General features: G+C 47.1%; 10 protein-coding genes. 6 read left to right on the plus strand and 4 right to left on the minus strand.

The annotated features are described in order from the left end of the window. Positions 1 to 107: 107 nt before the first annotated feature. The 4 genes from WBG78_RS17045 to WBG78_RS17060 all read left to right on the plus strand — a co-directional run bounded on the left by WBG78_RS17045 (position 108) and on the right by WBG78_RS17060 (position 4,663). Entirely contained in the window at positions 108 to 611 is a 504-nt protein-coding gene (locus WBG78_RS17045; protein ID WP_337327666.1) for a CinA family protein, read from the plus strand. A 43-nt stretch (positions 612 to 654) separates the two neighbouring features. Beyond that, a complete protein-coding gene (locus WBG78_RS17050; protein WP_337327667.1) occupies positions 655 to 894 on the plus strand; it encodes a hypothetical protein in 240 nt (79 codons plus the stop codon). A gap of 210 nt (positions 895 to 1,104) precedes the next feature. Continuing rightward, the gene (locus WBG78_RS17055) at positions 1,105 to 3,582 is read left to right on the plus strand and encodes an ABC transporter permease (protein ID WP_337327668.1); all 2,478 of its coding nucleotides are present in this window, start codon (positions 1,105 to 1,107) and stop codon (positions 3,580 to 3,582) included. A 73-nt stretch (positions 3,583 to 3,655) separates the two neighbouring features. Continuing rightward, the gene (locus WBG78_RS17060) at positions 3,656 to 4,663 is read left to right on the plus strand and encodes a WD40/YVTN/BNR-like repeat-containing protein (protein ID WP_337327669.1); all 1,008 of its coding nucleotides are present in this window, start codon (positions 3,656 to 3,658) and stop codon (positions 4,661 to 4,663) included. Positions 4,664 to 4,679: 16 nt separating this feature from the next. Here the strand turns inward: WBG78_RS17060 and WBG78_RS17065 are convergent, their stop codons facing one another. Beyond that, positions 4,680 to 5,999: an erythromycin esterase family protein gene (locus tag WBG78_RS17065; RefSeq protein WP_337327670.1), complete on the minus strand. Its 1,320-nt coding sequence runs from the start codon at positions 5,997 to 5,999 to the stop codon at positions 4,680 to 4,682. A 97-nt stretch (positions 6,000 to 6,096) separates the two neighbouring features. Next, positions 6,097 to 7,371: a DUF748 domain-containing protein gene (locus WBG78_RS17070; RefSeq protein ID WP_443092788.1), complete on the minus strand. Its 1,275-nt coding sequence runs from the start codon at positions 7,369 to 7,371 to the stop codon at positions 6,097 to 6,099. A gap of 340 nt (positions 7,372 to 7,711) precedes the next feature. On the opposite strand from WBG78_RS17070, the gene WBG78_RS17075 reads away from it, so the two are divergent. Beyond that, positions 7,712 to 8,980, plus strand: a complete 1,269-nt coding sequence (locus tag WBG78_RS17075) for a PQQ-dependent sugar dehydrogenase (RefSeq protein WP_337327672.1) — start codon at positions 7,712 to 7,714, stop codon at positions 8,978 to 8,980. Continuing rightward, on the plus strand, positions 8,977 to 9,957 hold the full coding sequence (locus WBG78_RS17080; RefSeq protein ID WP_337327673.1) for an SMP-30/gluconolactonase/LRE family protein: 981 nt from the start codon (positions 8,977 to 8,979) through the stop codon (positions 9,955 to 9,957). The genes WBG78_RS17075 and WBG78_RS17080 overlap by 4 nt, the downstream gene beginning before the upstream one ends. 124 nt (positions 9,958 to 10,081) lie before the next feature. Here the strand turns inward: WBG78_RS17080 and WBG78_RS17085 are convergent, their stop codons facing one another. Beyond that, positions 10,082 to 10,825 (minus strand): DUF72 domain-containing protein, encoded by a 744-nt coding sequence (locus WBG78_RS17085; protein ID WP_337327674.1) that lies wholly within the window; start codon positions 10,823 to 10,825, stop codon positions 10,082 to 10,084. Between the two features lie 28 nt (positions 10,826 to 10,853). After that, positions 10,854 to 11,903, minus strand: a complete 1,050-nt coding sequence (locus WBG78_RS17090) for a Gfo/Idh/MocA family protein (protein ID WP_337327675.1) — start codon at positions 11,901 to 11,903, stop codon at positions 10,854 to 10,856. Positions 11,904 to 12,179 lie beyond the last annotated feature (276 nt).

Here is a 12,179-nt window from a genome sequence, read left to right on the forward strand (position 1 = left end):
ATCATGCAGTCGCACCGATCCCCGGACATTATGGTCAGGAAACAAAATCCAAAAAGAATGCCAGTGAAGGTTTATTGTTTTGGCGTTGAAGTTGAGCGTTCACAACCTTGAAATCGAGCAAAAACGAAATGGCCGCGCAACTCAAAACACTCGAGCTGATATCCCTTCACCTGATCGACAGGAATGAGACAATTGCTGTCGCCGAAAGTGTTACAGCAGGACTCTTAACACGTTCATTCTCACTTGCTGAAAACGCAACTTACTTTCTGCAGGGGGGAATTATTGTCTACAACCTTGGGCAAAAGGCGAGACATCTCAAAGTGAATCCAATTCATGGTGAGCGCACCAACTGTGTATCAGCGGAGATTGCCATCCAGATGGCCCTCGCTGTAGCAGACCAGTTCTGTTCGGAGTGGGGTCTCGCTATAACTGGCTATGCAGCTCCCGTTCCGGAGCTGAAAATTGAATCATGCTTTGCACACTATGCCATTACCAACGCCGGCCGGGTTGTGCATTCAAACATCCTGGAGACGAAATTACTCGGGCAGGCGCGCGTACAACAATACTTTGTCGATCAACTGTTGAAAGTTTTCAAAGATCAATTGAGCTAAGGCGACTGCCTTACTTTTTTTACGTTCCTCACTATCTTTGATAATGGCGAACTTAAATCTCCGCGAAGCAGCGATAGCGCTGTTAAATGCCAATGGTCTGGCTAATGAGCGTTTGAACTATGTCATGCATCTGATCAACACTGATCGTCTTAAAGATTTGCCGTTGAAGCAGCGTGAAGATCTTGCAAGTGCCTTATTGTCTTTGGAAGCAGTATTCGAACAGCTGCAAGGCACGATGCAGGCATTTAACGAGGTCAGATCGGTTTTTGATCAATCACAATGAGCAAAGCAACCACCACACACAATAGACAAAGGCAAATCATCGCTTCGTTCCCCGTTCACAACCTTTAACAGGGAAGGCGCCATCATCGAATCTGTAAAGCTGTCGCCGGCAGTTCCGTTTATTTGACTAATTTATGTCGGATACAGCCGCGGCGCGGGGACGTTACCTTTTGCGCCGGGATACGCGCAAGAAAATAAAACATGCTTCACAATGTTAAGATCGTATTTCATCATCGCCATTCGGCAACTCACAAAGAGCAGAATATTTTCGGCAATTAATGTACTGGGACTTGCTGTCGCGCTTACGGCATTCATGTTTATCATGCAATACGCTGCCTTTGAATCGTCGTTCGATAAACATTATACCAATGCCGATCGTATTTATCGTGTCGCCCTGAGGCAAACTGACATCGGGACAGTTAAACAGGAATCTGCTCATAGCTACCCTGGGATTTATGATTTCGCGATCGAGCACCTTCCTGAAGTGGAAGTAGCAACCCGGTTTGCCAAAATTCCAGCCAACACTGGTTTTTTGTTTGGATACCAGGATAAAATTTACAATGAAACCGGCGGGTTCATAAACGCTGATTCCAACTTCTTTAAAGTCTTTCCGGAACTCCTCCTGCGCGGCGATCCGAAAACCGTACTGAAGACGCCACATGGTATTGTCATCGCTGAATCGATCGCCCGGAAAGTATTCGGCAACGTTGACCCTATAGGCCAGCAATTTGATTCAGTCAGTGAAAGAGGCAGTGAAGCACCGGTTATTACGGGAGTGATGAAGGACATGCCGGCAAACAGTCACTTCCACGCTAAATTCGTCGCCCGTATCGAAGACAATTGGCGCGAAGTCGTGGACGCGAAGTGGCTGCCCTCAACGGTGTTCAATTACCTATTGCTGAAAAACGGCGCGTCACCCAACGTTGTGAGTTCAGAGATCAATGACATGCTTGAAAGCATTGCAGCAAATGTTCCGGACGTGAAGGGAGCTGCCGTGCATCTTCAACCGCTCACAAGCATTCACCTCGAATCTCATTTTAGTGATGAGTTTGAAGCCAACGGTAGCATTATGCTGATTTACCTGCTTCTCGGTGTCGGCGTGGTTATTATGTCAATGAGTTGGATTAATTATATCAACATAGAGACGGCACGCTTCCTTCGCCGGGCACGTGAAGTAGGAGTGCGCCGTGTGATTGGCTCGGGAAAGTCAGACCTGGTATTGCAGTTTCTCGTCGAGTTCCTTTGTATTAATTGCTTCGCTACTGCTGTTGCTGGTTCATTGATCTATATGTTTTCGGGTGTATTTACTGATGTCACGGGTGTTCCGTTCGACCTCGTTTCGCTGCTTCATTGGGACAAGATGTGGTTGGCACTTTTATTTCTCTTAGTCGGTACCGTGGCTACTGGAATCGGTCCGTGCGTTTACATCATCAGGTTGAAGCCGGCGCTCGCATTAAAAGGAAGTTTCAATCCGGCGAACGGTCGCGGTCTGCTCAGAAGGCCGTTACTGGTTATCCAGTTCAGCGCCTCAATGTTCCTGTTTGCTTCATTGCTGGTCATCAATGCGCAACTCGACTACATGCGCGTTTCAAACAGGAAAGTTGACGTCGATCGCGTGATTGCTATCAAAAATCCTATCGCCTATGCGGCGCAGGAAGTTGTCGACAAGTACAATAATTATAGCCGGTTGAGAAATGCGCTCGATCAGCTGCCTGCCGTTGAGCGCGTGGAAACATCATCGGCTATTCCAGGTACCGAAATTGGCTTTACATATGTTAATCTCATTAAGCGCACAACCAATGATGCGTTTGATCCGACCCGCTACAAGGTCATGTTTGTAGGGGAAAACTTCCTGCCGCTGTATGGAATAAATCTGCTTGCCGGTCGGAATTTTGAAATCGAAGGGGGAGGCTCCTGGAAAGAACCATGGGAGCGCGATGATTGGTATAAGATTATCATCAATGAAAAGGCTTCCAGGATACTGGGATTCAAGTCACCCCAGGAGGCGGTTAATCAGGTGGTGAAATTTCAAGTGTTCGATGAATTTCAGGACCATGAAATCATCGGTGTTGTGGAAGACTATCATCACGAAGCGCTAAACAGGGAAACCCATCCAATGATTTTGAAGTCGAACTTTAATAGTTACCAGCAGGTGTATTATTCTATTCGGTTTCAAACTGGCGCAAATCCTCACCAGGCCATAAGTGACATCGAAACCTCCTGGCGCGGGATATTCCCAGAGCATCCGTTTGAGTATTTTTTTCTGGATGATTACTATGATCAGCAGTTTAAAAATGAGCGAAAGATCAGTGCGGTCTTCTCCTTCTTTGCTGCAATCGCAGTCTTCATCGGATGCCTGGGTGTGCTTGGCATGGCCTTGTTCGAATCGCGCGCACGGATCAAAGAAGTTAGTATAAGGAAAGTTTTGGGAGCGTCATTGGCAAGTCTTCTGGGCTTGCTATCACGCGAACAAATGAAATGTCTGGTTATCTCATCAGCCTTAGTCTTGCCGGTCATCTGGTACGCTGCAGAAAGCTGGTTAAGTACTTATCCCTATCGTGTGGATATTTCGGTCATCGTTCTGTTCGTCCCGGTGCTTATAGTTATTGGTGCTGTATCGCTGGTCTCCAGTCTTCAGGCATTGAAAGCGGTTAATGTCAATCCGGTGGAGCATCTGAAAAATGAATAGCACCGCCCGCCGTGATTATTGGCAACCTTGAAAGCTTTGGCCGGAATGTTTATTTTTCAGCTTAACTATTTTCATGCGTGCATATAACTTAAAATCCATCTGTCTTCAGCTGACTCTATGGTTTTCGGCTTTTACGGCCGGGGCCCAACATATCGAGATTTTACATTCCGACAAAGCCGTAAGTCTCCGCGGCCTGAGTGTTGTTACAGACAACGTGATATGGGTAAGCGGCAGTAAGGGTACCGTTGGAAGGTCAACTGATGGCGGAAAGAACTGGGAATGGATGACGGTCCCAGGGTACGAAGCCCGCGACTTTCGCGATGTCGAAGCGTTCAATGACAAGGTCGCGGTGATTATTGCAATAGCCACGCCGGCACACATTCTCCGTACGACGGATGGCGGCAAAACCTGGAACCTTACCTATGAAAATAAAGGAAAGGGAATGTTTCTGGATGCCATGGATTTCACCACAAGGGAGAATGGTATTGTCGTGGGTGACGTATCCAACGGTCATCTGTTCATCGCACGAACACGGGATGGAGGAGCGACCTGGAGCGAGTCAGTTGAGCCATATGCGACAGCTGACAGTACCGAAGGTTGCTTTGCATCAAGCGGCACGAACATTCGTCTGAGTAAAGATGGCAGCTACTTCTTTGTTACTGGTGGCCGGAAATCGAGGATCGTTTCGAATAGGGCAGCAGTTGTGCTACCGTTCGATGACTCAAAGTCTTCGACCGGTGCGAATTCCATAGCTGTCGCTAAGGGCGGCAGAATGATTGTAGTGGGTGGAGATTTTGCTGCGGATACGGTTCGCAGCAGGAATTGCTTCATCAGCAATGACGGCGGCAGTAACTGGATCATGCCGAAGATATCACCTTATGGCTACCGGTCTTGCGTTGAATTCGTGACCGGGGAACAGGCGATAGCGTGCGGATTAAATGGTGTGGATGTCAGTTATGACGCTGGCATTACCTGGCGGTCGGTTTCAAACGAAAGCTTTCACGCTTGCAGGAAAGCTAAGAAGGGAACTGCGGTGTACCTGAGCGGAAACAACGGAAGGATTGGAAAGCTTGTGAAGTGACTGGAGACGCTTCACACTACCTGAGTTGTGTTGCAGAAGTACTTTTATCAAAATAAATGAGCCTGTCGAAGAAACCAGGTTCAAATGTTCCGTAGTAATCCTGGGGACTATTATTGTAGACTGCTCCCATCTGGAAATACTTTATACCCTTATTGAATTCACTTGCCCATTCACCGTGACTGGTAAGTTTCTGCATACTCACCGAAAACGCCGGTGTGCCTGTCTTATGCATAACATCGTTTAATGACGCGGGCGCCGGATCAGTGTCAATGGTTTGCGAAGTTAAACCCTTGAATTGGTCACCCTCCTGAGTTACCGCGGTGAAGCTGCCTGTAGAAAACAGAAATCCGACTTTTGCATAGTCATCCTGATACGTTGTAGCGAGGTTGGAACCTAGTGTCTGGGATATTGGATAGTTTGATATGTGATAGTTGTGCGCCCACAAAACTATCTTTCTGCTACTGAGGTGTTGAAATATCCATTCAGTATTCTCGGCCATATAGATGTCGCGATAGTTCTTTGATTGGGTTTGCTTACGTGAGTAGTAAGTAACTTCCGAGACTTGCCGGATGACACGTGCCAGCTGAAGTGTAACCTCGTACTGATCGGCCGAACTGTGTTCCGTTATGCGCGTTTCATATTTATGTATTGAGTCCGTTAATGCGTCAACATTTTTCAGATAGGCATCGAACGTTGCCTGACTATAATCTTTAAAGCCATTGGCGGATGCATTCCGGACCTCATTTAATACGCTTTGCGCGAATGTCCCGAAGGTGATGTCGGATGTTGACAGAACGTTCCAGACCTGATCGGGATGATAAGTATTAAACTGGCAGTCAATTCCCCAGTATTGTAGTTTTTCATTCATTGGTTTTCCGACGTTGTAGTCACACATCCAGTAGAGAAGGTCTCGTACTTCGCTGGTTTTCCAGGTCCAGAAGTGCATCTTGTTTTTCATCAGCGACTCAATCTGGCTTTTGTCGCTTTTCATCACTGCCTCGTTGATGAAGAGCGATTCTCCGAAATCTGCCTCAATGGCAAATACTTTGAATCCATGCTTCTCTGCCAGATACTTCAATATTCGATGCTTTGCCTGGAAGAACTCCGATGTTCCGTGAGTTGCTTCTCCCAACCCTACAACCTTCTTGCCTGCGTATTCATCAAGAAATTCAAGTTGACCATCTGTCCATACATTGGGGTCTACTGGCAATGAAGTTAGCTCACTACCGAGCGATTCGACGAGTGCCCTCGTTTCCTCCGTCATCGGAGGTTGATCATCATCTTTGCAGGCCGCGAATACAAAACTAGCGAAGAGTAACAGGATGCTTATTCTCATAGGTATGCCAGAGATGAAAGTTGTATTGCTAACGGTTCTGACTTAAGCTACAAAAAAGATCCTTAAACAACCAGTACAACTTTATTGACATTCCCCTCTAAGATTTGCGCCTTTCTTGTCTACGCTCTTCCCGTTCCTTCTTTTTTTCTTCCCGTTTCTCTTTACGGTGCTCTTTCCTTTGCTCACTCTTAGACGCTATTTGCTTGTCTTCGGAGTCAGCCTTCTTTTCGTCTTTGTCTTTGCCATCGAAGACTCGTTCAAGGAATCCCTTATTTTCTTCGTCTTTTTTGTTCACGGCAGCTAAATTGATCTCATTGTCGATGGATGGCTGGATCGCTTGTATGAATGCGTTCTGAAGGACGTTCACAACGGTGGTCCACACGTCTGCGTCGGGCTTGTTCAAATCTCCCTCAAAAGGTATCTTGGTTGCAACCTGGTCCTCAGGTTGGTTCTTGAAAACCTGACCCGCAGCTCCCACGACGGCCTCCCACAGTTGACGAAATATGTTGTCATCACGGTCTTCATGTCCCAGCACGTCCAGATCTTTGATGATCGGTTTAACGTAGCCTTTAAACTTTCCTTCCTTTGAAGCAACTTCGGTATACATACCAAAGCGTCCCTTGTTTACGTCGATTTTGGCATACGCTTTAAAGAAGTCGTTCAGGAGAACAAGATTCGTGTTTTGAAGTTCTGCATTAAGGTCAAAGGTCGGACGCTCAGCCAGCGGATTTAGCTTCATTGCCATGGTAAATTCCCCCTCGTAAATGTTCGCTCGTGCCATAACTTTCGCTGGCAGCACCTGGGCTGAGTCATAACTGTTCCGCAGGTTCAGTGCAACGACATGCATATCTGTCATCTTAATGTCTACGGCAGGCTTAGCGGTGTGATCAACATAGCCAAGCCTGCCATCTTCAATTTCAAAGCGGTTTACCTGAAGCGGCATGAAGTCGTCAAGCACTTGCTTGAAATCACTCGAGTCGTTTTTTACATCCTTAGGTTCGACTTTATCCTTTGTAAACATTACTTCAGGATGCTCGAATACAAGTTCGCCGACAATGGAGCCGTGAAACAAGGCGCGCCATTCAACGGAAAGGTCAATCGCCCGCGAGGAGAAAAACGGTGTTTGTTTGTCCGTTGCGCTGTCGTACTTGTTAATATAAATACTGTCGATGCGGTATGCCCCGCGTATTAAGGCGATGTCTATGTCATCAACACGGCCATAGTAGCCGTCCATATTGGCCAGCGTCTTGTTCGCATAGCGCAGGACGAAGTAGGGCAGAAGCAGCCGCGCTACTACCAGCAATACCACTATTCCCAGGAGGATCCTGATTCCGGTTCTCTGGAATAATCTTTTCTTCTTCACTGTTTCCATTTTCTCGTAGTGATTATTAGCGGGCTGATCTTGTTGTGATCGCCTTGATTTTTGATCTGCCTATTTTCGTGCCGTTTTACTTCGGTTTCTCTGTAATCGTCTTATTCATAGGTTCTCAACAACAGCTCATGGGTTTTAAACAACAGATTTGTGAGGACTAACCAATCTGGTGAACGTTGACTGCAGTGGGGCTGCCTTTACAGATGTTGTAGATGATCATACCCATGACGTGGCATTAATACGGACGTAACTGATATTAACTTCCACTCAACTTGTGTTCGAGCGTGCGGCATATCGTTTGCGTCCCTGACACCTGGAAGTTGGATCTTTAATTAACGCTATGCCGGTATTTACAATCGGAGGACTTGGTATGCCCTCATCCAGAAAACCTCACCGCCAACAGCATACAGATATGCTGCCTTTTATTCTGCTATGCGTTGCGTCGATGATTTTCGCGACGTATCCTGGTGTTGCCCAAAAGGGTTCACCGCCAGCCGAAAAAACCAACGCATCAGTAAGCACGAACTTTCCTCAGCACGAAGTGTTTGATGAGTCAATGCTTTCGCGACTAAAAGTCCCAACGGGCTTTGTGATATCAGTTGCCGCGTCCGGCCTTGGTAAACCACGTATGATGGCTTTTTCAGACCGAGGTAATCTTTATGTTACGCGCCGCGATCAGGGCGATGTATTACAACTCATCGACAGCGACAATGACGGGCGATTCGATCAGATGCATACAGTAGTTTCAAAATTTCCGGGTGTTCACGGTATCACTATACGCGATAGCTATATTTACCTGATTTCAAATCGCGAACTTAGACGCGCAAAGCTTCAGGGCGACGGCTCTGTTGCCGAACCAGAGATACTTATTAAGGATCTTCCTGATGGAGGACAGCATGGCAACCGCACCATCGCCTTTGGTCCTGACGACATGCTTTACATCAGTATTGGAAGTGATTGTAATGATTGCAATGAATCCAACCCGGAGCACGCTACCATGGTTGTCGTTAAACCAGACGGTACAGGCCGGCGCATTTATGCACGTGGTCTTAGAAATACTATCGGTTTCGACTGGCATCCGCAAACGCGCGAGTTGTGGGGAGCTGATAACGGAACGGACTGGCGTGGCGATGATATACCGCCCGAAGAATTGAATAATATCAGAGATGGTGCGCATTATGGATGGCCTTTCGTTTATGGAAAGCGCATACCCGATGAAACCAGAGAGGAACCAGCAGGAACTACTAAAAAGCAATTTGCAGAAAAGACAGAACCGTCGATAATTGATTTTCCTGCGCATGCTGCTCCAATCAACCTGTTATTTCTTGGCAAGACTAAGAATTATCCAAGCGACTATCTGGATGATGCCTTAATCACATTCCATGGTTCATGGAACAAGAAAGAACCCGATGGATTCAAAGTCGTCAGAGTGAAATATGACAACGGCCGGCCTGCTGGCGTCGAGGATTTCCTCAGCGGTTTTCTTAGCTCCGATGGACGTTCGCGATTTGGAAGACCCGCGGGATTAGCAATTTCTCCGGCTGGAAATGTCTACGTCTCTGATGATGCAAACGGCGTAATCTATTACATCAAACCCGCGTCAAAATGAAAAGCATTTGCAAAACGATAGCACTGTTATATTCAATAACAATGTTGTCTTGCTTCATCATATCCGAAGGCAACGCTCAGATCAAACGCATTTCTTTCGTTGCTCCAAAGGTCTACCCTGAGGGTATAGCAATCGATGCTAAGGCGAACGTGGCATATGTTAGTTCTGTAAGGACGGGTAGCATAGGCGTTGTCGACGCGCAAGGCAAGTATTCCGAGTTCTACAGCGATCCTGGCCTCAAATCGAGCTTCGGCATGAAGGTCGATGAAAAGCGAAACTTACTTTGGGTATGCGTCGGCGATCCTAACTACAGTCGATTTAAGTCACCGGATACATTCAAAAAGATGGCCCGTATCGTAGCTTTTGATTTGTCTTCCAGAAAGAAGGTAAAGGATATCGACCTGTCCGGATTGCACGAGGGGAATCACTTTTTGAATGATCTCGCTTTCGACAATGCAGGAAACGTTTATATAACGGATAGCTTTTCTCCCGTTATATACAAAATCGACACCAGGGACAAGCCATCCGTGTGGGCAATGAACGACCTGTTCAAATCAAAAGAAGTTGGTCTGAACGGTATAGCTGTGCATCCGGCGGGAGTGCTGTTAGTTGCCCACAACACTGATGGCGCTATACTGCGTGTAGATATGAAAGACCCCACTAGAGTACAACGTGTAAAACTTGCGGCATTCTTCCCGGGCGCTGATGGCATGTCGGTAGATAGCGACGGTAATCTTATCGTTGTTCAGAACAAAGGTGTTAACACGGTATTTAAACTTTCGAGCACAGACAAGTGGATGTCAGCAAAAGTCACCGGTAGAACCGCGCCGGAACAGTTGCTGCAAAATCCGACGACACTATCGTGGAACGGCACCGAGTTGTTCGTGCTTAATGCAAAACTCAATGAACTTTCCGATTCGACGAACAAGCCATCGGATGAGTTTTCCTTTCAGAAGGTTGAGTTTCAGGGAAAGTGAATTGATTACATATGCTGTGCTCCCGATCGCTGTTTCGAATTATCGCTATTTCGGACTATCGCTATTTAGACCCGGATACACGTGCTACTATTCACCCGAAATTGACATTCACTCTCCGCTGCATTCATTCGCACATGGAGCGCAGGAGGAGCGCATCATCAAAGGCGGTACCCATGGTATTATTAAAATAAACAAACACGTCCTTCCGTCGGCCAATCCACTCGCGAATCTTTTGCGCGTAGGGTGTTAATGCATCCTGCGTGTAGCTTCCACGGTAGTCCCCGCGAGGTCCGTGGAACCGGATATAGGCTGCAGGATAGGATGTTTCAATAAGCGGCGTGCGCGATCCCCGCTTGTCGTGTAACACGATCGATGCTTTTAGCTTCGAAAGCATGGAATAAACATGCTCTGAGTACCAGCTGTCGTGCCTGAACTCAACAAACACAAGCCACTTCGGCCTGACGTTATATCGGCGGATACGCTTGAGTATTTCTTCTACAGGACCTAAGTATTCTTCGGTGATACTTGCGGGGAACTGCACCAGCAGGCAACCTTTCTTGTTGCCGATTGCATTGCTCAAAATCATAAAGTCATCAATGGCCGGTAATTGATATTTCAAAGCTTTTTGATGAGTGACTTTGCGCGTTAGTTTTAAAGTGAATCTGAAATCAGGCTGGGTTTCCGTAACCCATCGTTCAAGAGTCTTTTGCCTGGGCGCCTTGTAAAAGGTAGAGTTCAATTCTGCAGAATTGAAAAGTGTGCTGTAATAACCGAGCCGTGACAGCGATTGAAACTCGGATGGGAACGTTGTTTTTGGTCCGGGCAACACAATGTTGCTGGTGCCGATGTACAATTTTCCAAGCTTCATATTTTGGCTGCGGCAGAATCCTGGATATTCAAACTGTCATCGCATGACCACGGTAGGCATCCAGTGACAATAGTACCCTTCTGTTCTCTATAGCAGATTCGTAGATCGCCATGATAATCTCTACATCGCGCATACCCATTTCGCCTGGTACTATACTTGGAATATTTTTCCTGACTGTTAATGCGAAGTCATCCATCTGAGCAGCCTGCTGGCTTATCGTTGGATAATCAAACTCTCCCTCAGATGTTTCTCCGTGCAGGCCCTTGTATTCGTATGCCGGTTCAAGTTTAAACCAGCCATTGGTTCCCTCCGCTCTGAGAATATCGCCTTCATGATTGTATGTGCTCACGCAGGTGGCAAGCCTGCTGTCGGGAAATTCCAGCTCCCATTCTATTCCGGCTTCCACGGTTTTAGCCATCCCGGTTTCATCCTTAAGAAATCTCGCGGTCACACTGATGGGCAGGTCGTGCATCACATAGATCGCGGCCTGAATGCAATAGATGCCATTGTTCATCAAAGGTCCACCACCCGCTAGCTTGGCATCAAGCCGCCATTCAGGCTTTTCAAACAGCATGCTGTCGTCAGCATACACCTGAGTCACGCGTCCGAAACTCTGTTCTTCGGCCATGAGCATCATCTTTAGATTGTAAGGATCATAATGAAGTCGATAGCCAATTCCGAGATGGACACCTGCTTTCTTGCACGCATCAATCATAGGCCTGCAGTCGTCGAGGGTCGTGGCCATTGGCTTTTCGCAGATAACGTGTTTGCCTGCGCGCGCCGCCTTAATCACATATTCGGCATGCATGGCATTTGGCAAAACAACATAGACGATATCGACGGATTTGTTTTGAGCGATGTCGGCAAAATCACCGTATCCATATAAGCTGTCTGTGTTAAGTCCGTACTGCTGCTGCCATTTCTCCCGTTTCCCGGGACTTCCGCTAACCACTGCAGCGAGCCTGCAATGTTTTGTCTGCTGCAACGCTGGGGCTAACTGCCCTCCGGCATAACGACCAAGCCCGACGAGTGCTACGCCCAGCTTCTGATCACTTCGCTTTGTTTTCGTAGTTTTCATAGGAGGTTTATTGTGGCCTTTACTCGTACCAATTGAAGACTTCATTTTCAATACGTTGTCAATCCCCCCGGGCTAGCCGTCAGGACGCGACATTTTTGTTGCGCAAAGGAAATGCCACAGCACGAAGATGTGCGACAAACAACTTTGGCAGCTCTCTTACGTGAGTAAGATCAATTGATAGGCGAGCAGGATGGATTGATAAATTGAAATAGCGCTGCTTATGCTTAGAGCGCTTTAAGAGTGTTCCTCTGATGCTGCGAAGTGTGGAGCTTTGTC

The organism is Chryseolinea sp. T2, assembly GCF_037203685.1.
In the GTDB taxonomy this organism is placed as follows: Bacteria; Bacteroidota; Bacteroidia; order Cytophagales; family Cyclobacteriaceae; genus Chryseolinea.

What these genes read in the sequence shown, in the direction of transcription:
- WBG78_RS17080 (WP_337327673.1), top strand. Translation starts at nt 8,977, where the DNA reads ATGAAAAGCATTTGCAAAACGATAGCACTGTTATATTCAATAACAATG.
- WBG78_RS17065 (WP_337327670.1), bottom strand. Translation starts at nt 5,999, where the DNA reads ATGAGAATAAGCATCCTGTTACTCTTCGCTAGTTTTGTATTCGCGGCC.
- WBG78_RS17055 (WP_337327668.1), top strand. Translation starts at nt 1,105, where the DNA reads ATGTTAAGATCGTATTTCATCATCGCCATTCGGCAACTCACAAAGAGC.
- WBG78_RS17070 (WP_443092788.1), bottom strand. Translation starts at nt 7,371, where the DNA reads ATGGAAACAGTGAAGAAGAAAAGATTATTCCAGAGAACCGGAATCAGG.
- WBG78_RS17050 (WP_337327667.1), top strand. Translation starts at nt 655, where the DNA reads ATGGCGAACTTAAATCTCCGCGAAGCAGCGATAGCGCTGTTAAATGCC.
- WBG78_RS17085 (WP_337327674.1), bottom strand. Translation starts at nt 10,825, where the DNA reads ATGAAGCTTGGAAAATTGTACATCGGCACCAGCAACATTGTGTTGCCC.
- WBG78_RS17075 (WP_337327672.1), top strand. Translation starts at nt 7,712, where the DNA reads ATGCCGGTATTTACAATCGGAGGACTTGGTATGCCCTCATCCAGAAAA.
- WBG78_RS17090 (WP_337327675.1), bottom strand. Translation starts at nt 11,903, where the DNA reads ATGAAAACTACGAAAACAAAGCGAAGTGATCAGAAGCTGGGCGTAGCA.
- WBG78_RS17060 (WP_337327669.1), top strand. Translation starts at nt 3,656, where the DNA reads ATGCGTGCATATAACTTAAAATCCATCTGTCTTCAGCTGACTCTATGG.